The sequence below is a fragment of the Pseudomonas putida genome (assembly GCF_003228315.1).
GTDB lineage: Bacteria > Pseudomonadota > Gammaproteobacteria > Pseudomonadales > Pseudomonadaceae > Aquipseudomonas > Aquipseudomonas putida_S.
On sequence record NZ_CP029693.1, the window covers coordinates 5,446,516 to 5,467,870 of the forward strand.

At 59.7% G+C, this 21,355-nt stretch carries 18 protein-coding genes; 11 read left to right on the forward strand and 7 right to left on the reverse strand.

What is annotated here, in order from left to right; all coding sequences use genetic code 11:
• Positions 1-11: 11 nt before the first annotated feature.
• A complete protein-coding gene (gene tcdA, locus DKY63_RS25465; RefSeq protein WP_110966639.1) occupies positions 12-824 on the forward strand; it encodes a tRNA cyclic N6-threonylcarbamoyladenosine(37) synthase TcdA in 813 nt (270 codons plus the stop codon).
• 100 nt (positions 825-924) lie between these two features.
• On the opposite strand, the gene DKY63_RS25470 is transcribed toward tcdA, so the two are convergent.
• The 4 genes from DKY63_RS25470 to DKY63_RS25490 form a co-directional block, all read right to left on the reverse strand.
• Positions 925-1,329: a SufE family protein gene (locus DKY63_RS25470; protein ID WP_110966640.1), complete on the reverse strand. Its 405-nt coding sequence runs from the start codon at positions 1,327-1,329 to the stop codon at positions 925-927.
• Entirely contained in the window at positions 1,326-2,531 is a 1,206-nt protein-coding gene (locus DKY63_RS25475) for an aminotransferase class V-fold PLP-dependent enzyme (RefSeq protein WP_110966641.1), read from the reverse strand. The genes DKY63_RS25470 and DKY63_RS25475 overlap by 4 nt, the downstream gene beginning before the upstream one ends.
• A 148-nt stretch (positions 2,532-2,679) precedes the next feature.
• Positions 2,680-3,714, reverse strand: coding sequence for a 2,3,4,5-tetrahydropyridine-2,6-dicarboxylate N-succinyltransferase (dapD, locus tag DKY63_RS25485; protein WP_110966643.1), 1,035 nt, complete (start codon positions 3,712-3,714; stop codon positions 2,680-2,682).
• Between the two features lie 32 nt (positions 3,715-3,746).
• Complete coding sequence (locus tag DKY63_RS25490) at positions 3,747-4,109, reverse strand: ArsC family reductase (RefSeq protein WP_110966644.1); 363 nt, start codon at positions 4,107-4,109, stop codon at positions 3,747-3,749.
• Positions 4,110-4,422: 313 nt separating this feature from the next.
• Between DKY63_RS25490 and DKY63_RS25495 the strand changes: the two genes are divergently transcribed.
• Positions 4,423-6,054, forward strand: a complete 1,632-nt coding sequence (locus DKY63_RS25495; protein ID WP_110966645.1) for a Na+/H+ antiporter — start codon at positions 4,423-4,425, stop codon at positions 6,052-6,054.
• A gap of 89 nt (positions 6,055-6,143) precedes the next feature.
• Here the strand turns inward: DKY63_RS25495 and dapC are convergent, their stop codons facing one another.
• The 3 genes from dapC to map form a co-directional block, all read right to left on the reverse strand.
• On the reverse strand, positions 6,144-7,343 hold the full coding sequence (gene dapC, locus DKY63_RS25500) for a succinyldiaminopimelate transaminase (protein ID WP_110966646.1): 1,200 nt from the start codon (positions 7,341-7,343) through the stop codon (positions 6,144-6,146).
• Between the two features lie 151 nt (positions 7,344-7,494).
• Complete coding sequence (locus DKY63_RS25505; protein ID WP_110966647.1) at positions 7,495-10,197, reverse strand: [protein-PII] uridylyltransferase; 2,703 nt, start codon at positions 10,195-10,197, stop codon at positions 7,495-7,497.
• Positions 10,198-10,243: 46 nt separating this feature from the next.
• The gene (map, locus tag DKY63_RS25510; RefSeq protein WP_110966648.1) at positions 10,244-11,026 is read right to left on the reverse strand and encodes a type I methionyl aminopeptidase; all 783 of its coding nucleotides are present in this window, start codon (positions 11,024-11,026) and stop codon (positions 10,244-10,246) included.
• A gap of 374 nt (positions 11,027-11,400) precedes the next feature.
• On the opposite strand from map, the gene rpsB reads away from it, so the two are divergent.
• The 9 genes from rpsB to bamA all read left to right on the forward strand — a co-directional run bounded on the left by rpsB (position 11,401) and on the right by bamA (position 21,329).
• A complete protein-coding gene (gene rpsB / locus DKY63_RS25515; protein WP_110966649.1) occupies positions 11,401-12,138 on the forward strand; it encodes a 30S ribosomal protein S2 in 738 nt (245 codons plus the stop codon).
• A 189-nt stretch (positions 12,139-12,327) separates the two neighbouring features.
• Positions 12,328-13,191, forward strand: coding sequence for a translation elongation factor Ts (gene tsf, locus DKY63_RS25520; RefSeq protein ID WP_110966650.1), 864 nt, complete (start codon positions 12,328-12,330; stop codon positions 13,189-13,191).
• Between the two features lie 212 nt (positions 13,192-13,403).
• A complete protein-coding gene (gene pyrH, locus DKY63_RS25525) occupies positions 13,404-14,147 on the forward strand; it encodes a UMP kinase (protein ID WP_011332683.1) in 744 nt (247 codons plus the stop codon).
• A complete protein-coding gene (frr, locus tag DKY63_RS25530) occupies positions 14,144-14,701 on the forward strand; it encodes a ribosome recycling factor (protein WP_110966651.1) in 558 nt (185 codons plus the stop codon). Before pyrH ends, frr begins: the two co-directional genes overlap by 4 nt.
• 13 nt (positions 14,702-14,714) lie before the next feature.
• A complete protein-coding gene (gene uppS / locus DKY63_RS25535) occupies positions 14,715-15,470 on the forward strand; it encodes a polyprenyl diphosphate synthase (RefSeq protein WP_110966652.1) in 756 nt (251 codons plus the stop codon).
• Positions 15,470-16,276 (forward strand): phosphatidate cytidylyltransferase, encoded by an 807-nt coding sequence (locus DKY63_RS25540; protein ID WP_110966653.1) that lies wholly within the window; start codon positions 15,470-15,472, stop codon positions 16,274-16,276. Before uppS ends, DKY63_RS25540 begins: the two co-directional genes overlap by 1 nt.
• Positions 16,273-17,463, forward strand: coding sequence for a 1-deoxy-D-xylulose-5-phosphate reductoisomerase (ispC, locus tag DKY63_RS25545; RefSeq protein WP_110966654.1), 1,191 nt, complete (start codon positions 16,273-16,275; stop codon positions 17,461-17,463). Before DKY63_RS25540 ends, ispC begins: the two co-directional genes overlap by 4 nt.
• A gap of 53 nt (positions 17,464-17,516) precedes the next feature.
• Positions 17,517-18,869 (forward strand): RIP metalloprotease RseP, encoded by a 1,353-nt coding sequence (rseP, locus tag DKY63_RS25550; RefSeq protein WP_110966655.1) that lies wholly within the window; start codon positions 17,517-17,519, stop codon positions 18,867-18,869.
• A 72-nt stretch (positions 18,870-18,941) separates the two neighbouring features.
• Positions 18,942-21,329 carry an outer membrane protein assembly factor BamA gene (bamA, locus tag DKY63_RS25555; protein WP_110966656.1) on the forward strand — a complete coding sequence of 796 codons (2,388 nt, stop codon included), beginning with the start codon at positions 18,942-18,944 and terminating at the stop codon, positions 21,327-21,329.
• Positions 21,330-21,355: the final 26 nt, after the last annotated feature.

Here is a 21,355-nt window from a genome sequence, read left to right on the forward strand (position 1 = left end):
AGGTGACGGTCATGAGTACAGAAGATCCGCGGTTTGCAGGCATCGCCCGCTTGTATGGCATCGAGGGGCTCGAGCGCCTGCGGGCGGCCCACGTGGCGATCGTCGGCGTGGGTGGCGTCGGTTCCTGGGCGGCGGAAGCCATGGCCCGGTGCGGTGTCGGCGAGATTTCGCTGTTTGATCTGGACGACGTCTGCGTCAGCAACGCCAACCGTCAACTGCACGCGCTGGACAGCACCGTTGGCAAGCCCAAGGTCGAGGTGATGGCCGAGCGCCTGCGCGGGATCAACCCGGATTGCACCGTGCATGCAGTGGCGGATTTCGTCACCCGAGACACCATGGCCGAGTACATCACGCCGAATATCGACTGCGTGATCGACTGCATCGACAGTGTCAACGCCAAAGCGGCGCTGATCGCCTGGTGCAAGCGCCGCAAGATCCAGATCATCACCACGGGTGGTGCGGGCGGGCAAATCGACCCGACGCTGATCCAGGTCTGCGACCTGAACCGGACGTTCAACGACCCGCTGGCCTCGAAAGTGCGCTCCACCCTGCGCCGCGACTACGGCTTCTCACGCACCGTGACCCGCCATTACAGCGTGCCGTGCGTGTTTTCCACCGAGCAGCTGCGCTACCCGAAACCGGACGGCAGCATTTGCCTGCAGAAGAGTTTTGTCGGTGATGGCGTGAAGCTGGACTGCGCCGGAGGTTTTGGCGCGGTGATGATGGTGACGGCGACGTTCGGCATGGTCGCGGCGACCAAGGCGGTGGACAAGATTGTGGCGGGAGTGCGGCGGCCGGCGGATCGGGTGAAGCCTCAAGCTTGATGGGTGTGGCTGATGGCCTCTTCGCGAGCAAGCTCGCTCCCACAATGGATCTGTGTCGAATACAAATCCCCTGTGGGAGCGAGCCTGCTCGCGATGGCGATTAACCGGCCAACTCATTCATCCGCTGAAGCACTGCATTCAAACCATTACTGCGCGACTGCGATAACTGCCGCCCCAGCCCCAACTGATTGAACCAATCCGCCAGATCCACCTGCTTGAGCTCAGCTGCGGACAGTCCGTTGACCCGCGCCAGCAGCAACGCCACCAGCCCACGAATCAACCGCGCATCGCTGCCGGCCCTGAACAGCCAGTGGCCATCCTTCAGTTCACCCACCAGCCACATCTGGCTCTCACAGCCGTGCACCCGATTGGCCTCGCACATTTCCACTTCGCTCAGTGCGGGCAGGCGCTCGCCCCACTGCATCAACAGGCGCGCCCGTTGTTCCCAGCCCGGCAGATCCTGAAAGGCTTGCAGCGCGGCCATGGCTTCGGCGGGCAGGTTCATCGCAGCAGCTCCAGCGACTGATCCAGCGCTTCAAGGAATCGCTCCAGATCCTCGGAATCGTTGTACAGCGCCAGAGACACGCGAATCGCCCCGGCCAGTTCGAAGCTTTTGAGCAGCGGCATGGCGCAGTGGTGACCGGCGCGAACGGCGATCCCTTGTTCGGTCAGCAAGTGCGCCAGATCCGAGTTATGCACACCCTCGACGGTAAAACTGGCCAGCGCCACTTGCGGCTTGCCCAGCAGGCGGATGCCGCTGCGTGATGCCAGGCCCTTGAGCAGGCAGTCATGCAACGCCGCTTCATGGGCGGACACGGCGTATTGATCGAGTCCGTTGAGGTAGTCCAGGGTCGCGCCCAGGCCGATGATGCTGGAAACCGGCGGTGTGCCTGCCTCGAAACCCAACGGCGCCGGCCGAAAGCGCGCGTCGTGGTAGTTGGCGTCCAGTACCATCTCGCCGCCGAATTGCCAGTGGCGTAGCTGTTGCAGGGCTTCGTGGCGTCCGAACAACACACCCAGGCCGTCGGGGCCATAGAGTTTGTGACTGGAAAACACATAGAAGTCGCAACCCAGTGCCTGCACGTCATGGCGACCGTGGACCACGCCCTGGGCGCCATCGATGACCGTCAAGGCATTGTGTGCCTTGGCCAAGGCCAGCAATGCCGGCAACGGTTGCCAGGCACCGATCACGTTGGACAGCTGGCTGACGGCCAATAGGCGAGTGCGTGGGCCGATCAATTGTGCCGCGGCTTCGAGGTCGATCACGCCGTCGCTATCCAGCGGCAGGATGACCAGTTTCAAATCGCGTCGGTGTGCCAGTTGCTGCCATGGCAGCAGGTTGGCGTGGTGCTCCAGGGCGCTGATGACAATTTCATCTCCCGGTTGGAAAAGAGGTTCCAGGCCATAGGCCAGGAGATTCAGCGCCGATGTAGCGCCGTGGGTAAAGATGATCTGCCCGCTGTCACCGGCATTGAGCCATTGCGCGGCTTTGCGGCGGCTGTCCTCGAACGCCTGGGTGGCGTGGGCGCCGGGCAAGTGTTGCGCGCGATGCACGTTGGCCGCGCCGTTGGCGTAGTAGTGCGCCAGGGCGTCGAGCAGGGCTTGGGGCTTTTGTGTGGTGGCGGCGTTGTCCAGATAGGTCTGGGCTTGCCGTTGCAGCGCGGCGATGGCCGGGAAATCGGCGCGCCAGGGGGAGAGAATCATCATCGTGTTCGGCCTTTACGCCTGCCCCCTGTAGGAGCGAGCCTGCTCGCGATGGATACATGGACGACACGGGCTGTCTGATGCCGCGCGTTATCGTTGACGTCCATCGCGAGCAGGCTCGCTCCTACAGGGAGGCGGGTGGTCGTGTGGCTTAGTTGTGAGCGTGCAGCGCTTCGTTCAGTTCGATGGCCGATTTGTGGGTTTTGCACTCCACGGCACCGGTCTCCGAATTGCGACGGAACAGCAGGTCGGTCTGGCCAGCCAGTTCACGGGCTTTCACCACTTTGACCAGTTGGTTTTTCTCGTCCAGCAGCGCCACTTTGGTGCCGGCGGTGACGTACAGGCCCGACTCAACGGTGTTGCGGTCGCCCAACGGGATGCCGATACCGGCGTTGGCGCCGATCAGGCAGCCTTCGCCAACCTTGATGACGATGTTGCCGCCACCGGACAGGGTGCCCATGGTCGAGCAACCGCCGCCCAGGTCCGAACCCTTGCCGACGAATACGCCCGCGGATACGCGGCCTTCGATCATGCCCGGGCCTTCGGTGCCGGCGTTGAAGTTGATGAAGCCTTCGTGCATCACGGTGGTGCCTTCGCCCACGTAGGCGCCTAGGCGCAGGCGCGCGGCGTCAGCGATACGCACGCCGGCCGGTACCACGTAGTCGGTCATTTTCGGGAACTTGTCCACCGAGAACACTTCCAGCAGCTCGCCGCGCAGACGGGCTTCGAGTTGATGCTCGGCAAGTTCCGACAGGTCGATGGCGCCCTGGCTGGTCCAGGCCACGTTCGGCAGCAGCGGGAAGATGCCGGCCAGGTTCAGGCCGTGTGGCTTGACCAGGCGGTGGGACAGCAGGTGCAGCTTGAGGTAGGCCTCAGGGGTCGACGACAACTGGGCGTCTTCGGCCAGCAGGGTGGCGACCAGCGGCTTGTGGCTCTCGGCCAGGCGGGTCAGCAGTGCAGCCTGGGCAGCGTCGACACCCTTGACGGCTTCAGCCAGTTGCGAGGCTTGGGCAGTGGTGAAGGCGATGGCCTGGTTGCCTTCGCTGTAGCCCAGGATCGGCGCGATGGCGGCGACCAGTTCGGCCGACGGGTTGAGCAGTGGCTGTGCGTAGAACACTTCCAGCCAGGCGCCTTGACGGTTTTGAGTGCCGACACCGAAGGCCAGGCTGAACAGGGTAGTGGACATGTTGATACCTCTAACAAATTGAAACGGGCTGCTTACTTCAGAGCTGCCGCGTAGATATCTGGCTTGAAGCCAATCAGGGTTCGTTCACCGAGATCGAGCACCGGGCGCTTGATCATCGAGGGTTGTGCGAGCATCAGTCCGATGGCTTTCGACTGGTCGAGATCGGCTTTGCGTTCGTCATCGAGCTTGCGAAAGGTCGTGCCTGCACGGTTCAACACCACTTCCCAGCCGTGCTCGTCGCACCATTGGGTCAGGTGTTCACGGTCGATACCGACCGCTTTGTAATCATGAAAGTCGTAGCTGACAGCGTGTTCATCGAGCCAGGTGCGCGCCTTTTTCATGGTGTCGCAGGCTTTGATGCCGAAAAGGTGCAACGTTTTGCTTGAAACGGTCAAGGAATCGCCCCCTTTACAGGTGCTGGAGAAAAAAGGTGACGGATTATGCCATGACCGGACGGTTTCGCGGCGGCTGTGGTCGGGTTTGTCATGCATAAAACCCGGACCCTGTAGGAGCCGAGCTTGCTCGCGATGGTCGTTAACGATAACGCGGGGCACCAGACAGCCCGTGTCGTCCTGGCGTCCATCGCGAGCAAGCTCGGCTCCTACAGGGATTGTGGCGTGCGCGTGCGACATAGGTGCAAGGGTCATCAGCAGTCTAAGCGTCTAATATGGCACTTCTACGCTGTCGATTGCCCGGGAACCACGCTTTATGCAAACCGCTTACACCGTCCTGATCCTGTTGATGCTGGTGGGGGTTTCACGCCTGATCGGACGGGTTGTTCCGCTGCCGCTGCCCCTGGTGCAAATCGCCGCGGGTGCATTGCTGGCGTGGCCGACGCTGGGGTTGCATGTGGCGCTGGATCCCGAGCTGTTTCTGTTCCTGTTCCTGCCGCCGCTGTTGTTTTCCGATGGCTGGCGCATGCCCAAGCGCGAGTTCTGGCGCTTGCGCGGGCCGATCCTGACGCTGGCGGTGGGCCTGGTGCTGTTTACCGTGGTTGGCGCCGGGTATTTCATTCACTGGCTGTTGCCGGATATTCCACTGGCGGTGGCGTTTGCGCTGGCAGCGGTACTGTCGCCCACGGATGCCGTGGCGGTTTCGGCCATTGCCCAGAATCGCCTGCCTACACCCCTGATGCATATGCTGCAGGGCGAGGCATTGATGAATGATGCTTCGGGCCTGGTGACGTTCAAGTTCGCCCTGGCGGCGGCAATCACTGGCGTCTTTTCGCTGGCCAACGCCAGTGTGACCTTCGTGTTGGTGGCGGTAGGCGGGCTGGCCATTGGCGTCGCCTTGAGCTGGCTGGTCGGGCGCTTGCGCTCCTGGATGATCGCTCGAGGCTGGGATGATCCGGCCACCCATGTGGTGTTCATGTTGCTGCTGCCATTCGCCGCTTATGTACTGGCCGAGCGTGTAGGTGCGTCGGGCATTCTTTCGGCGGTGGCGGCGGGGATGATGCAGAGCTGGCTGGATCTGCTGCCACGCCAGACCAATACCCGCCTGCTCAATCGCAGCGTCTGGTCGTTGCTGGAGTTCGCCTTCAACGGTCTGATCTTTCTGCTGCTGGGTTTGCAGCTTCCCGACATCATCAAGGCGGTGGCCAGCCATGAAGATTCGCTGTGGCCGACGCTGCTGTATCGCGGTTTCGACGTGCTGGCGATTTTCCTGGTGCTGCTGGTGTTGCGGTTTGTCTGGGTGCAGAGCATCTGGCGGCTGTCTATTTTTGTACGGCGCCTGCGTGGGAAGGAGGAGATCACCCGGGTGCCGAGCGCGCGTTCCTGCTGGCTACTGACGGTCGGTGGTGTTCGCGGTGCGGTGACTCTGGCGGGTGTGATGTCGGTGCCGATGTTTATGGGCGCGAGTGCCTTTCCGGAACGCGACCTGCTGATTTTCATCGCTGCCGGGGTAATTTTGATGTCGTTGATTGCCGCGTGTATTGCCTTGCCGCTGTTGCTGCGCGGTATCGACAAAGGCCCGGACGACAAGCGTCGCAATGAAGTGCGCGACGCCTGGCGCAAGACGGCCGAAGCGGCGATTCATTCGCTGGAAACCGAAGAGGTCAATCCGCAGGATGCGGCTCAGGCCGCGCTGGCGGCGGAGCTCAAGGCACGGATCATGTCCGAGTACCGGCATCAACTGGAGGTGTTCAACGACTCCGCCGAGGCCCAGGCCCTGGCGTTTCAGATGGACTTGCTGGAGCGGCGCTTGCGTTTGAAGGCGCTACGGGCGCAGCGCCTGGAGTTGTACAGCCTCAGTCGGCAGCACCAGATTGGCGATGACGTGTTGCGTGAGGTGTTGGCGGAGCTTGATCTGAGTGAGGCCAAGCTCGGTCAGGTGAAATAAAATTCGGCCCCTGTAAGAGCAAGGCTTGCCCGCGATGGCGTCCTGAAGATCGCAATCGCGGGCAAGCCTTGCTCCTACAGGGGTAATGCTTACTTACGGCGCTGGATGAAATCGCGGATACGCTCGGCGGCTTCAACACATTCGGCCAGCGGCGCAACCAGCGCCATGCGCACCCGCCCGGCTCCCGGGTTTACCCCATCCACATCCCGCGACAGGTAGGAGCCCGGTACCACGGTGACATGCTCCTGCTCGAACAGGTCGCGGCAGAAGGCTGCGTCGTCACCAGCGACATTCGGCCACAGGTAGAAGCTTCCGTCGGGGCGCTGTACGTCCAGTACCGGGCTGAGAATCTCCAGTACGGCGTCGAACTTCTCACGGTACAGCGCACGGTTGGCGCGAACGTGCACTTCGTCGTTCCAGGCGGCAACGCTGGCCAGTTGCGTCTGCACCGGCATCGCGCAGCCGTGGTAGGTGCGGTAGAGCAGGAAGCCCTTGAGGATGTCCGCATCACCGGCGACGAAACCGGAGCGCAGGCCCGGCAGGTTGGAGCGCTTGGACAGGCTGTGGAACACCACGCAGCGCTTGAAATCCTTGCGACCCAGTTCGGCGCAGGCGCTGAGCAGGCCCGGTGGCGGGGTTTGCTCGTCGAAGTACAGCTCGCTGTAGCACTCGTCGGCGGCGATCACGAAGTCATGCTCGTCGGCCAGGGCGATCAGCTTTTTCAGGGTCTCGACCGGGATCAGGGCGCCGGTGGGGTTGCCCGGCGAGCACAGGAACAGGATCTGGCAGCGTTTCCAGATGTCTGGCGAAACCGCGTCGAAATCGGGGTTGAAGCCGTTTTCGTCGAGGCACGGCAGGTAGTGTGGCTGGGCGCCAGCCAGAAACGCCGCGCCTTCGTAGATTTGATAGAACGGGTTCGGGCTGACGATCAGCGCATCGTCACCCCGATTGACCACGGTCTGGGTGAACGCAAACAGCGCTTCACGGGTACCGTTGACCGGCAGTACGTTACGCGCCGGGTCGATCCAGCCGTGGGGAACGCTGAAACGGCGCTCGCACCAGGCGGCAATGGCTTCACGCAGCTCTGGAATACCGAGGGTGGTCGGGTATACCGCCATCTTTTCGAGATTGCTGGCCAGGGCTTCGGCAACAAAGGTAGGTGAACGGTGTTTCGGTTCGCCGATGGACAGCGCGATGGCACGCTTGTCCGGATTGGGGGTGACGCTGCCGAGCAGGGCGCGGAGTTTCTCGAACGGGTAGGGCTGCAGCTGGGACAAAGCGTTGTTCATTGGTAAATCTCGTTCGGTGGGCGCTGGTCCCTGTAGGAGCGAGCCTGCTCGCGATGGTGGTCAATGATTACGCGTGATTGCAAGGACAACGCGGCGTCATTGAGTTCATCGCGAGCAGGCTCGCTCCTACAAAGGGCAGGCCGTTATTAAGTCAGATGCTGATGCGCGACAGTTTGATCTCGGGTTCCTGGTTGACGCTCAACTGTTCGACGATCGCATCCTGCAGGCGACTGCACAGCAGCGGGTCGGACAACGGCTGGTTGTTGGCGTCGGTGATGAAGAATACGTCCTCCACGCGCTCGCCCAGGGTGGCGATCTTGGCGTTTTGCAGCGACAGGTGGAACTCCAGGAAGATCGTGCCGACTCGGGCCAGCAAGCCCGGGCGGTCGGGGGCGGTCAGTTCCAGGACGGTCACCGGACGCTGCGCGTCGTTGTGGATCGTCACCTGTGGCGCAAAGGCAAAATGCTTGAGCTGGCGCGGCACCCGCCGCTGAATGATCGTCGGGTAGTCATCCGGGTTGCGCAGGGCTTCGGTGAGGCCGTCGCGGATCTGCTTGACCCGTGCCGGGTTGTCGCCGATCGAGTCGCCATCGGTGTCGAGCACGATGTAGGTGTCGAGGGTGAACTGGCTGCTAGAGGTGATGACCCGGGCGTCATGGATGTTCAGGTTGAGCTGGTCCATCGCGGCCACGGTCACGGCGAAGAAGTCGTGCTGGTCCGGCGCGTAGATGAAAATCTGCGTGCCGCCTTCGAATTCCCGCTGCGTGGTTTCCTTGATCAGCACCAGTGGTCCGCCGTCGGCCGGCTGCTGGAGAATCGCATCGGTGTGCCAGGCGACATCGCCGGCGGTGTGGCGCAGGAAATAGTCATCGCCCAACTGCGTCCACAGCTGTTCGACATCGTCCGGATCGGTGCCCCCGCGCGCCAGAATGTCCAGGGCCGCGCTCTGGGTCTGGCGGATTTGCTCTTCGCGATCCACCGGGTTTTCCAGGCCGCGACGCAACGCACGCTTGGTCTCGGTGTACAGCTGGCGCAGCAGGCTGGCGCGCCAGGAGTTCCATAGCGTCGGGTTAGTGGCGTTGATGTCGGCGACCGTCAGTACGTACAGGTAATCGAGGTGGGTTTCGTCGCCGACGATCTGCGCGAAATCGTGAATCACCTGCGGGTCGGACAAGTCCTTGCGCTGGGCAGTGGTCGACATCAGCAAGTGGTTCTGCACCAGCCAGACGATCAGGCGGCTGTCCCAAATGGGCAGTTGGTGACGCTGGCAAAAGGCCTCGGCATCCACCGCACCGATTTCCGAGTGATCGCCATGCCGGCCCTTGCCGATGTCGTGGTAAAGGCCGGCCAGGTAGATCAGCTCGGGCTTGGGCAATTTGCCCATGGTTTTGGCGGCCAGCGGGAATTTTTCCGATACCTGGGTGTACTGCAGCTTACGCAGGTGTTTGATCAGGTTCAGGGTGTGCGCATCGACGGTATAGATGTGGAACAGGTCGTGCTGCATCTGCCCGACGATAAAACCGAATTCGGGCAGGTAGCGCCCGAGGATGCCGTAGCGGTTCATGCGGCGCAGGTTGCGGTGGATACCGATCTTGCACTTGAACAACTCGATGAACAGGCTGGTGTTGCGGATGTCATTGCGGAAGTCGTCGTCGATCAGGTGGCGATTTTCCCGCAACAGGCGAATGGTATCGGCGCGTACGCCCTTGATTTCCGGCTGTTGGGCCATCAATACGAAGATTTCCAGCATGGCGAAAGGGGTACGGCGGAACACGTTGTCGCTGCGCGCCTCGATGTAACCGTCGTGCAGCTGGAATCTCGAGTTGATCGGCTGCGGCTGCGCTTCATCTTCCGGTGCGAGGATGACTTCTTCGAAGTGCTGGATGATCAGGTCGCTGAGCTGGGCAATGCTCATGACCACCCGGTAATACTGCTGCATGAAGTTTTCGACGGCCTGCTTGACGTCATCGCCTTCGAATCCCAGCAGCTTGGCAATGGTGCGCTGGTGATCGAACAGCAAGCGGTCTTCGGCGCGGCCGGCGAGCATGTGCAGGGCGTAGCGCACTTTCCAGAGGAACTCCTGGGACGAAGCCAGCAGGGCGTTTTCGCTCTCTACCAGGAAACCTTCGCCGGCCAGTGCCCGCAGGTTCAGGGTCCCGTATTCGCGACGGGCGACCCAGAGAATCGTCTGGATATCCCGCAGGCCGCCAGGCGAGCCTTTGACGTTGGGTTCCAGGTTGTATTCGGTGTCGTTGTACTTGTGGTGGCGGGCCTTCTGCTCGGCGCGCTTGGCCAGGAAGAAGTCCTTGCTCGGCCACATGTGCGCCGTGCTGGTGACCTCTAGCATGCGTTGGCGCAGGTGTTCGGGACCGGTGATGGTCCGGCTTTCCATCAGGTTGGTCACCACCGTCAGGTCTGCCCGGGCTTCGACGGCGCATTCCTCGACCGAGCGAACGCTCTGGCCGACTTCCAGGCCGATATCCCACAGCAGCGTCAGAAAACGCTCGATGGAGTCGCGGAAAACTTCGTGGTCGGCGCTGTCCAGCAGGATCAGCAGGTCGATATCGGAATAAGGGTGCAGCTCGCCACGACCGTAGCCGCCGACCGCGACCAGCGCGATGTCGGCGTCTTTGCTCCAGGTGAACTGGTCCCAGGCCTTTTGCAGGATGTTGTCGATGAACCAGGCGCGATCCTCGATCAGCCGGCGGATGTCCCGGCCGTTGCGAAAGCGCGTATCGAGCACTTCCCGGGCCTGGCGGATCGCCTTCTTGAAAGCCGAAATCGGGCTTGCCTTCAGGGCCAGTTCAGCCTGGAACTGGCCGCGGTCGAAGAGTTCGGGGTCCACCTGCGGCATCGATTGGCTTTCCTGTCTATATAAGAACGGGGTGCTTTGTTGCGGATCAGGCCGAAACGCGGGCGATGGTGTCGTCGCTGCGCAGGGTGAAGATCTCGTAACCGGTTTCGGTCACCAGCAGGGTGTGTTCCCACTGCGCCGACAGCTTGCGGTCCTTGGTGATCGCGGTCCAGCCGTCGCCCAGCACCTTGGTGTCGGCGCGGCCCTGGTTGATCATCGGCTCGATGGTGAAGGTCATGCCAGCCTTCAGTTCCATGCCGGTGCCGGCGCGACCGTAGTGCAGGATCTGCGGTTCTTCGTGGAAGACTTTACCGATACCGTGGCCACAGAACTCGCGAACGACCGAGAAACCGTTCTTCTCGGCGTGCTTCTGGATCACTTCACCGATATCGCCCAGGCGGCAGCCAGGCTTGACCAGCTCGATGGCCTTGTACATGCATTCCTGGGTGACTTGCGACAGGCGTTCGGCCCACACCGGCACGGTGCCTACGTGGAACATGCGGCTGGTGTCGCCGTGGTAGCCGTCCTTGATGACAGTGACGTCGATGTTCAGGGTGTCGCCATCCTTCAGCGGTTTATCGTTCGGGATGCCGTGGCAGACCACGTGGTTGATCGAGGTGCAGATCGATTTCGGGAAGCCCTTGTAGTTGAGCGGGGCAGGGATGGCTTTCTGCGCGTTGACAATGTAGTCGTGGCAGATCTGGTTCAGCTGATCGGTGGTCACACCCGGTTTGACATGTTCTGCAATCATTTCCAGCACGTCGGCGGCGAGTTTGCCGGCAATGCGCATTTTTGCGATGTCCTCGGGGGTTTTGAGGGTGACGGTCATACAGGCTCTCTCTCTGCGCTCGACGGCGCTTCTAAAACTGGACGGGCGGTGCACGATTGAACGTTGCAGCCCTGAAAAACGCGATTCTAACAGACGATCAGCGCAAAACCGCGCCTCTGTCCATCGCTTCTCTCTATAGAATGGTGCATTCCGGGCGGATTCCAATGGCTGAACGGCCACGACTGCCTGGATTTCATAATCCGGGTTCCGTTTTTTTCGGCCCTGTGGTATAAAATGCGCCGCTTTCCGGGGATGCCCCGTAAAGCTTAAATCCACACACGTGTCGACACGATGACCTGGGTGCCTTCAGCTGATGCTGACGGGTTGGTCATTGGGATACGTGGAGGCCAAACCCGACTTATTAAGGAACTATCATGTCCCAAGTCAACATGCGCGATATGCTGAAGGCCGGTGTGCACTTCGGTCACCAGACCCGTTACTGGAACCCGAAAATGGGTAAATACATTTTCGGCGCGCGTAACAAGATCCACATCATCAACCTTGAAAAAACCCTGCCAATGTTCAACGAAGCTCTGACTTTCGTAGAGCGTCTGGCCCAGGGCAAAAACAAGATTCTGTTCGTCGGCACCAAGCGTTCCGCTGGCAAGATCGTTGCTGAGCAAGCAGCACGTTGCGGCTCGCCGTACGTCGATCACCGCTGGTTGGGCGGCATGCTGACCAACTTCAAAACCATCCGTGCTTCCATCAAGCGTCTGCGTGACCTTGAAGTACAAGCCGAAGACGGTACTTTCGCCAAGCTGACCAAGAAAGAAGCGCTGATGCGCACTCGTGACCTGGAAAAGCTGGATCGTTCCCTGGGTGGTATCAAGGACATGGGCGGTCTGCCAGACGCTCTGTTCGTTATCGACGTTGATCACGAGCGCATCGCGATCACCGAAGCCAACAAGCTGGGCATCCCGGTCATCGGCGTAGTCGATACCAACAGCAGCCCTGAAGGTGTTGACTACATCATCCCGGGTAACGATGACGCCATCCGCGCTATCGAGCTGTACATGGGTTCGATGGCTGACGCCGTCATCCGTGGTCGCAACAACGTTGCTGGCGGCACCGAAGTTTTCGTTGAAGAAGCTCCGGCAGCTGCAGCTGAGTAATTGACGCCCTGGCGTTGACTCAGTAAGCAAAAAGGGGGCTTGGCCCCCTTTTTGCCACCTTGAAAACCATTTGTCGGCGCCCACTGCCTTATTTGTAACGTGCGGCAGCTAACAAAGGTGGTTCGGGAAGAATTGAACGCCCGTTCGATCGGGTGGAATGGTTGAAAACCTATCCAAGAGGATTTTGAAATGGCAGAGATTACTGCAGCGTTGGTCAAAGAACTGCGCGAGCGTACCGGCGAAGGCATGATGGACTGCAAAAAAGCCTTGACCAAGGCTGGCGGCGACATCGAGAAAGCCATTGATGACATGCGCGCTTCGGGCGCCATCAAGGCTGCCAAGAAAGCTGGCAACGTTGCCGCTGAAGGCGCAATCGCCATCAAGGCCGACGACAAGTCCGCTGTACTGCTGGAAGTGAACTCGCAGACCGACTTCCTGGCCCTGCAAGACGATTTCAAAAACTTCGTTGCTGCCAGCGTAGAAAAAGCTTTCGACGAAAAACTGACCGACGCAGCTCCGCTGATCGCCGCTCAGGAATCGGCTCGTGAAGCCCTGGTGGCTAAAGTTGGCGAAAACGTCAACATCCGTCGTCTGATCCGCGTAGAAGGTGACGTTGTCGGCACCTACCTGCACGGTAACAAGATCGGTGTTGCTGTTGTCCTGAAGGGCGGCGACGTCCAGCTGGCCAAAGAAATCGCCATGCACGTGGCTGCCAGCAACCCTGAGTTCCTGCTGCCATCGCAGGTTTCGCCAGAAGCCATCGAGCGCGAGAAGGCTGTATTCCTGCAGCTGAACGAAGACAAGATGAAAGGCAAGCCAGCCGAAATCGTCGAGAAGATGATCGCTGGCCGTATCACCAAGTTCCTGGCCGAAGCCAGCCTGGTTGAGCAAGCTTTCGTGATGAACCCGGAAATCACCGTTGGTGCTCTGGCCAAGAAAGCCGGCGCTGAAATCGTTTCCTTCACCTACTTCAAGGTCGGCGAAGGCATCGAGAAGCCAGTTGATAACTTCGCTGAAGAAGTTGCTGCTCAACTGGCTGCCGCCAAGCAATAAGACGGTTTTTTAACTGTCGCCCTGAAGAGGCTGCCCGCTCACGCGCGCAGCCTCTTTTCAGATGGGGCACCAATTTTTTATTTGGTTTCCGTTTGGAACTGGCTTACAAAGCCATGTTCCGATGGCGCTGAAGCAGCGCCACGCTAGAGTGAACGCCAGCTGAAAACAGCTCGCAAAGAATTTTTTAATATACGCCGCAGGAGAGACTCGCAATGGCTCAGCAGGGCAGTGGTTATCAGGCTCGCTATAAACGCATTCTGCTCAAACTTAGCGGCGAGGCCCTGATGGGCTCGGAAGAGTTCGGGATCGATCCGAAAGTTCTGGATCGCATGGCGCTGGAAGTTGGCCAACTGGTCGGTATCGGCGTTCAGGTCGGTCTGGTCATCGGTGGTGGCAACCTGTTCCGCGGCGAAGCGCTGAGCAAGGCAGGCATGGATCGGGTGACCGGTGACCACATGGGCATGCTGGCCACTGTGATGAACGCCCTGGCAATGCGCGACGCGCTGGAACGTGCCAATATCTCGGCCATCGTGATGTCGGCCATTTCCATGGTTGGCGTGACCGATCACTACGACCGTCGCAAGGCCATGCGCCACCTGAATTCCAAGGATGTGGTAATTTTCGCGGCCGGTACCGGCAACCCGTTCTTCACCACGGATTCGGCAGCCTGCCTGCGTGCGATCGAAATCGACGCCGACGTCGTGCTCAAGGCAACCAAGGTTGACGGCGTATACACCGCTGACCCGTTCAAAGACCCGCATGCCGAGAAGTTCGATCATCTGACCTACGATGAAGTACTGGATCGCAAGCTGGGTGTGATGGATCTGACGGCCATTTGCCTGTGCCGTGACCACAAAATGCCGTTGCGCGTATTTAACATGAACAAACCCGGCGCCCTGCTGAACATCGTGCATGGCGGCGCTGAAGGCACCCTGATCGAGGAAGTTCAACAATGATCAACGAAATCAAGAAAGACGCTAAAGAGCGCATGCAGAAGTCGGTGGAATCGCTGGCGCACAACTTCGGCCGCATCCGTACCGGCCAGGCTCACCCAAGCATTCTGGAAGGCGTGATGGTGCCGTACTACGGCTCCGATACCCCGATCAAGCAAGTGGCGAACATTACCGTCAAGGACGCCCGTACCCTGCAAGTCGTTGCCTTCGAGCGCAACATGCTGGGCGCCGTTGACAAGGCTATCGGCAGTGCCGGCCTGAACCTCAATCCGACCAACCTGGGCGAGCTGCTGCTGATCTCCATGCCGGCGCTGACTGAAGAAACCCGCAAGGGCTTCACCAAGCAGGCTCGCGATGTGGCTGAAGACGCCCGTGTCGCAGTGCGCAACATCCGTCGTGATGCCATTGGTCAGATCAAGGACTTGACCAAGGAAAAGGAAATCAGTGAAGACGAAGAGCGTCGTGCGACTGGCGAAATCGATGATTTGACCAAGAAGTTCGTGGCTCAGATCGATGCCGATCTGGCGCAGAAAGAAAAAGACCTGATGGCCGTATAAGGGTCACGTGTTAATGGATAAGACCAAGTCGGTTGCGCCGTCCGCGGTGCCGCGCCATGTCGCGATCATCATGGATGGCAATAATCGCTGGGCGAAGAAACGCTTTATGCCGGGTGTCGCCGGGCATAAAGCGGGTGTGGATGCAGTTCGTGCGGTCATCGAAGTGTGTGCCGAGTCCGGGGTTGAAGTCTTGACCCTGTTCGCCTTCTCCAGTGAGAACTGGCAGCGCCCGGCCGATGAGGTCAGTGCCTTGATGGATCTGTTCTTCAAGGCATTGCGTCGCGAGGCCAAGCGCCTGAATGAAAACAACATCAGTTTGCGCATCATTGGCGATCGTTCGCGTTTTCATCCCGAGCTTCAGGCTGCCATGCGTGAAGCCGAGGCCATGACCGCCGGCGCCAATCGTTTCATCCTGCAGATCGCCGCCAATTATGGCGGTCAGTGGGATATCGCGCAGGCTGCCCAGCGATTGGCCCGTGAAGTCCAGGCTGGGCATCTGCGTCCGGAAGATATTACCCCGGACCTGCTTCAGACCTGCCTGGCTACCGGGGATCTGCCGCTGCCGGACTTGTGCATTCGCACCGGTGGCGAACACCGCATCAGTAACTTCCTGCTGTGGCAATTGGCTTATGCCGAGTTGTACTTCTCCGACCTGTTCTGGCCGGACTTCAAACACGACGCCATGCGCAACGCGCTGGCCGATTTCGCATCCCGCCAGCGTCGCTTCGGTAAAACGAGTGAGCAGGTTGAGGCTGGAGCCCGGGTTTAATGCTTAAACAACGAATCATCACCGCACTGATCCTGTTGCCGATTGCCCTGTGCGGGTTTTTCCTGCTCGAGGGTTCCGCCTTTGCGATGTTCATCGGGCTGGTCGTGACCCTGGGGGCGTGGGAGTGGGCGCGTCTGGCCGGATTCACTGCGCAATCGTTCCGTGTGGTATTTGCCGCGGTGGTCGCGTTGTTGCTTTTCATCATGTACATCCTGCCTGGGCTCGCACCGTGGGTACTGGGCGCATCCGTGCTCTGGTGGGCAGTGGCGACGTATTTGGTGCTGACCTATCCGCGTTCCAGCGAGCATTGGGCCAGTGCGGCCTGCAAGCTGGTCATCGGCCTGTTGATCCTTTTGCCGGCCTGGCAAGGCCTGGTCCAGATCAAGCAGCAGCCTTTGGGTAACTGGCTGATCATGGCGGTGATGGTGCTGGTCTGGGGGGCTGATATCGGCGCCTACTTTTCGGGCCGGGCCTTCGGCAAGCGCAAGCTCGCGCCACAGGTCAGCCCCGGCAAGAGCTGGGAAGGCGTTTATGGTGGTCTGGTCCTGAGTCTGGTCATCACCGTGATCGTCGGATTTTTCCGTGACTGGACGGTTGCTCAACTGTTCAAGGGCCTGATCGGTGCGGCCCTGATCGTGTTTGTCTCGGTCGTCGGCGATCTCACCGAAAGCATGTTCAAGCGCCAGTCGGGGATCAAGGACAGCAGCAATCTGCTGCCCGGCCACGGTGGTGTGCTCGATCGAATCGACAGCCTGACTGCGGCCATTCCGGTATTTGCCGTGCTGCTATGGATGGCTGCACCGTGAGCCGTCCTCAGCAGATTACCGTTCTGGGGGCGACCGGATCGATCGGCCTCAGTACTCTGGATGTCATCGCGCGTCATCCCGATCGCTATCAAGTCTTCGCCTTGAGCGGTTTTACCCGTTTGAAAGAGTTGCTGGCGCTTTGCGTGCGGCACGTGCCGCGTTTTGCCGTGGTACCTGAAGTCGCTGCGGCTCGTAGCCTTCAGGACGATTTGCGTGCCGCAGGTCTGTCCACCCGTGTGCTGGTGGGCGAAGAGGGGTTGTGCCAAGTGGCTGCCGACCCGGAAGTCGATGCGGTCATGGCGGCTATCGTCGGCGCGGCGGGCTTGCGTCCGACGTTGGCCGCAGTCGAGGCGGGCAAGAAAATCCTCTTGGCCAACAAGGAGGCGCTGGTCATGTCCGGCGCCTTGTTCATGCAAGCGGTGCGAAAGAGCGGCTCCGTATTGCTGCCCATCGATAGCGAACACAATGCAATTTTCCAGTGCATGCCGCAGGACTTCGCCCGCGGCCTCGGTGAGGTCGGTGTGCGCCGGATTTTGCTGACGGCGTCTGGCGGTCCGTTCCGGCAAACGCCCATGGCAGAGCTGGCGCATGTTTCCCCTGAGCAGGCATGTGCCCACCCGAACTGGTCCATGGGGCGCAAGATTTCGGTCGACTCGGCCAGCATGATGAATAAGGGGCTGGAGCTGATCGAGGCTTGCTGGTTGTTCGACGCCAGGCCGTCCCAGGTGGAAGTGGTGATTCATCCGCAGAGTGTGATCCATTCCCTGGTCGACTATATCGACGGTTCGGTATTGGCGCAGTTGGGCAACCCGGACATGCGCACCCCAATCGCCAACGCGCTGGCGTGGCCTGAGCGAATCGATTCGGGTGTGCCGCCGCTGGACCTGTTCGCCATCGCGCGTCTTGATTTCGAAGCGCCGGATGAGGAGCGTTTCCCTTGTCTGCGTCTTGCCCGGCAAGCAGCCGAGGCAGGTAACAGCGCACCGGCAATGCTCAATGCGGCAAATGAAGTCGCTGTGGCGGCGTTTCTCGACGGACGGGTTCGTTACCCGGAAATCGCGAGTATCATCGAGGAAGCACTGAATCTTGAGCCTGTGGTGGTCGTGGATGATCTCGAAGCAGTGTTCACCGCCGATGCCAAGGCGCGTGTGCTGGCCGAGCAGTGGTTGAGTCGTCACGGGCGCTAAGTGTTGCAATGCGTTGGCCCGTGCGGCACCAGACAGGAATGCGGAGAAAGTAGATGAGCGCACTCTATATGATTGTCGGCACCCTGGTTGCACTGGGCGTGCTGGTTACCTTCCACGAGTTCGGCCATTTCTGGGTCGCGCGTCGCTGTGGGGTCAAGGTGCTGCGTTTCTCCGTGGGCTTCGGCATGCCACTGTTGCGCTGGCACGACAAGCAGGGCACCGAGTTCGTGGTTGCCGCCATTCCACTGGGCGGTTACGTGAAGATGCTCGATGAGCGTGAAGGCGAGGTGCCTGCCGACCAGGTCGAGCATTCCTTCAATCGCAAATCGGTACGTCAGCGTATCGCCATTGTGGCGGCCGGTCCGATCGCCAATTTTCTGCTGGCTTTGGGGTTCTTCTGGGTACTGGCCATGCTCGGCAGCCAACAGGTGCGCCCTGTCATTGGGGCCGTGGAGTCCGGCAGCATTGCCGCCAAGGCCGGATTGAATGCGGGACAGGAAATCATCTCTATCGATGGCGAGCCAACGACTGGCTGGGCAGCGGTGAACCTGCAGCTGGTCCGTCGTCTGGGGGAGAGCGGAACCCTGCAGGTACTGGTCCGTGAACAGGGCTCCAGTGTGGACGTACCTCATGAACTGATCCTGGACAAATGGCTCAAGGGGGCCGAAGAGCCTGATCCCATTCAGTCGTTGGGTGTTCGTCCATGGCGTCCGGCATTGCCTCCGGTCCTGGCCGAGATCGATCCGAAAGGTCCTGCGCAGGCCGCTGGTCTGAAAACAGGGGATCGATTGCTGGCACTTGATGGCAGGTCGCTGGATGACTGGCAGCAGGTGGTCGATACCGTGCGTGCGCGCCCTGATGCCAAAATCCTGCTGCGGATCGAGCGAGATGCTGCTCAAATCGACGTCCCTGTGACGCTCGCTTCCCGCGGCGAGAAAAAAGCACCGAGTGGTTACCTGGGGGCAGGGGTGAAGGCGGTGGATTGGCCGCCGGAGATGGTTCGTGAGGTCAGTTACGGTCCCGTGGCCGCGATTGGCGAGGGGGCTCGACGTACCTGGACCATGAGCCTGCTGACCCTCGATTCGCTGAAGAAAATGCTGTTCGGCGAGCTCTCGGTAAAAAACTTGAGTGGACCGATAACCATTGCTAAAGTGGCGGGCGCTTCGGCCCAGTCGGGTGTCGCAGATTTCCTGAATTTCCTTGCTTATCTGAGTATTAGCCTGGGGGTTCTGAATTTGCTGCCCATTCCTGTGCTGGATGGGGGGCATTTGTTGTTTTATCTGATTGAGTGGGCGCGTGGTCGTCCCTTGTCGGATCGGGTGCAAGGTTGGGGGATACAGATCGGAATCAGTTTGGTGGTCGGAGTGATGTTGCTCGCTCTGGTCAACGATCTAGGCCGTCTGTAACGTCGCTGAATTGCGAATCTGCCGCATTTTGCGGCAGTTTGTTTATTGCCAGTTGGAATAAGAAAGGACTTCATGAAACGTCTGCTGCTAACTGCGGTTCTCACCGTATTGATGATCGCCGAAGTTCACGCCGAGTCCTTCACTATCTCTGATATTCGCGTTAATGGCCTCCAGCGGGTCTCCGCGGGTAGCGTCTTTGGTGCTTTGCCGTTGAACGTCGGTGAACAGGCGGATGATCACCGTCTGGTGGAAGCCACTCGTGCATTGTTCAAAACCGGTTTCTTTCAAGATATCCAGCTGGGTCGTGATGGCAACGTTCTTGTCATTACGGTAGTCGAGCGTCCGTCGGTTGCCAGTATCGAAATCGAAGGCAACAAGGCGATCTCCACTGAAGACCTGATGAAAGGCCTCAAGCAATCCGGTCTGGCCGAAGGCGAGATCTTCCAGCGCGCCACCCTCGAAGGTGTGCGTAACGAGCTGCAGCGTCAGTACGTTGCACAAGGTCGTTACTCCGCAACCGTTGATACCGAAGTGGTACCACAGCCGCGCAACCGCGTAGGCCTGAAGGTAAACATCAACGAAGGTACCGTTGCCGCTATCCAGCACATCAACGTGGTGGGTAACACTGTCTTTCCTGATGAAGACCTGATCGATCTGTTCGAACTCAAGACGACCAACTGGCTCTCGTTCTTCAAGAATGACGACAAGTACGCTCGTGAAAAGCTCTCCGGTGACCTGGAGCGCCTGCGTTCCTACTACCTGGACCGCGGCTATATCAACATGGATATCGCTTCGACCCAGGTGTCCATCACCCCGGACAAGAAACACGTCTACATCACCGTCAACATCAACGAAGGCGACAAGTACACCGTACGTGACGTCAAGCTGAGCGGTGACCTGAAAGTGCCGGAAGACCAGGTCAAGTCCCTGCTTCTGGTACAGAAAGGCCAGGTGTTCTCGCGCAAGCTGATGACCACCACCTCCGAATTGATCACCCGTCGTCTGGGTAACGAAGGCTATACCTTCGCCAACGTCAACGGCGTGCCACAGCCTCACGATGATGACCACACCGTGGACATCACTTTCGCTGTCGACCCGGGCAAGCGTGCCTACGTCAATCGCATCAACTTCCGCGGCAACACCAAGTCGGAAGACGAAGTGCTGCGTCGTGAAATGCGTCAGATGGAAGGCGGCTGGGCTTCGACCTACCTGATCGACCAGTCCAAGACCCGTCTGGAACGTCTGGGCTTCTTCAAGGAAGTGAACGTTGAAACCCCGGCCGTACCGGGCGTCGACGACCAAGTTGATGTCAACTACAGCGTGGAAGAACAGGCATCCGGTTCGATCACTGCCAGCGTCGGTTTCGCCCAGAGCGCGGGTCTGATCCTCGGTGGTTCGATCACCCAGAACAACTTCCTCGGTACCGGTAACAAGGTCAGCATCGGCCTGACCCGTAGCCAATACCAGAGCCGCTACAACTTCGGTTATGTCGATCCCTACTGGACTGCCGATGGCGTGAGTCTGGGTTACAACGCGTTCTACCGCACCACCGACTACAAAGACCTCGACGTCGACGTAGCAAGCTATGCCGTAGACAGCCTGGGTGCAGGTGTGAGCGTCGGTTATCCGATCAGCGAGACTTCGCGTCTGACCTTTGGCTTGACGGCGCAGCAGGACAAGATCAACACCGGTATCTACACCGTCGACGAGATCTTCGACTTCGTTAACCGCGAAGGCGACCAGTACCTGAACTTCAAGGCTTCGGCCGGCTGGTCCGAGTCCACCCTGAACAAGGGCGTGCTGGCGACTCGTGGTCATTCCCAGAGCCTGGTGCTGGAAACCACGACCCCGGGCAGCGACCTGTCGTTCTTCAAGCTCGACTACCGTGGCCAGTTGTTCCAGCCTTTGAGCGAAAACTACACCATGCGCCTGCACACAGAGTTGGGCTATGGTGATGGTTACGGTTCGAGTGATGGCTTGCCATTCTACGAAAACTACTTCGCCGGTGGTTTCAACTCGGTTCGTGGCTTCAAGGACAGTACTCTGGGTCCACGCAGTACCCCGAGCCGTGGTCAGGCCATTACCGGTAACGCCGGTACTCAGTTTGACCCGGATCAGGATCCGCTGCCGTTCGGTGGTAACGTCCTGATTCAGGGTGGTGCGGAACTTCTGTTCCCTCTACCGTTCGTCAAGGATCAACGTTCCCTGCGTACCTCGGTATTCTGGGATGTGGGTAACGTATTCGACTCCAAATGCTCGGACGTCACCAACGCCGATGGCACGAAGTCCAATACGCAGTGCAATGACATCAGCCTGAGCAATATGGCCAGTTCTGTCGGTGTGGGTGTGACCTGGGTCACCGCACTGGGTCCTCTGAGTTTCGCGTTGGCTATGCCAGTCAAGAAACCGGATAACGCTGAGACTCAAGTGTTCCAATTCTCCCTCGGTCAGACGTTCTAAGCGTCTGACCCAAGATAACGACAATG

Coding starts and splice junctions, on each gene's coding strand:
- tcdA (WP_110966639.1), top strand. CDS start 12: ATGAGTACAGAAGATCCGCGGTTTGCAGGCATCGCCCGCTTGTATGGC.
- DKY63_RS25475 (WP_110966641.1), bottom strand. CDS start 2,531: ATGATGATTCTCTCCCCCTGGCGCGCCGATTTCCCGGCCATCGCCGCG.
- tsf (WP_110966650.1), top strand. CDS start 12,328: ATGGCAGAGATTACTGCAGCGTTGGTCAAAGAACTGCGCGAGCGTACC.
- DKY63_RS25495 (WP_110966645.1), top strand. CDS start 4,423: ATGCAAACCGCTTACACCGTCCTGATCCTGTTGATGCTGGTGGGGGTT.
- DKY63_RS25505 (WP_110966647.1), bottom strand. CDS start 10,197: ATGCCGCAGGTGGACCCCGAACTCTTCGACCGCGGCCAGTTCCAGGCT.
- dapD (WP_110966643.1), bottom strand. CDS start 3,714: ATGTCCACTACCCTGTTCAGCCTGGCCTTCGGTGTCGGCACTCAAAAC.
- pyrH (WP_011332683.1), top strand. CDS start 13,404: ATGGCTCAGCAGGGCAGTGGTTATCAGGCTCGCTATAAACGCATTCTG.
- frr (WP_110966651.1), top strand. CDS start 14,144: ATGATCAACGAAATCAAGAAAGACGCTAAAGAGCGCATGCAGAAGTCG.
- rseP (WP_110966655.1), top strand. CDS start 17,517: ATGAGCGCACTCTATATGATTGTCGGCACCCTGGTTGCACTGGGCGTG.
- DKY63_RS25470 (WP_110966640.1), bottom strand. CDS start 1,329: ATGAACCTGCCCGCCGAAGCCATGGCCGCGCTGCAAGCCTTTCAGGAT.
- uppS (WP_110966652.1), top strand. CDS start 14,715: ATGGATAAGACCAAGTCGGTTGCGCCGTCCGCGGTGCCGCGCCATGTC.
- DKY63_RS25540 (WP_110966653.1), top strand. CDS start 15,470: ATGCTTAAACAACGAATCATCACCGCACTGATCCTGTTGCCGATTGCC.
- map (WP_110966648.1), bottom strand. CDS start 11,026: ATGACCGTCACCCTCAAAACCCCCGAGGACATCGCAAAAATGCGCATT.
- rpsB (WP_110966649.1), top strand. CDS start 11,401: ATGTCCCAAGTCAACATGCGCGATATGCTGAAGGCCGGTGTGCACTTC.
- dapC (WP_110966646.1), bottom strand. CDS start 7,343: ATGAACAACGCTTTGTCCCAGCTGCAGCCCTACCCGTTCGAGAAACTC.
- bamA (WP_110966656.1), top strand. CDS start 18,942: ATGAAACGTCTGCTGCTAACTGCGGTTCTCACCGTATTGATGATCGCC.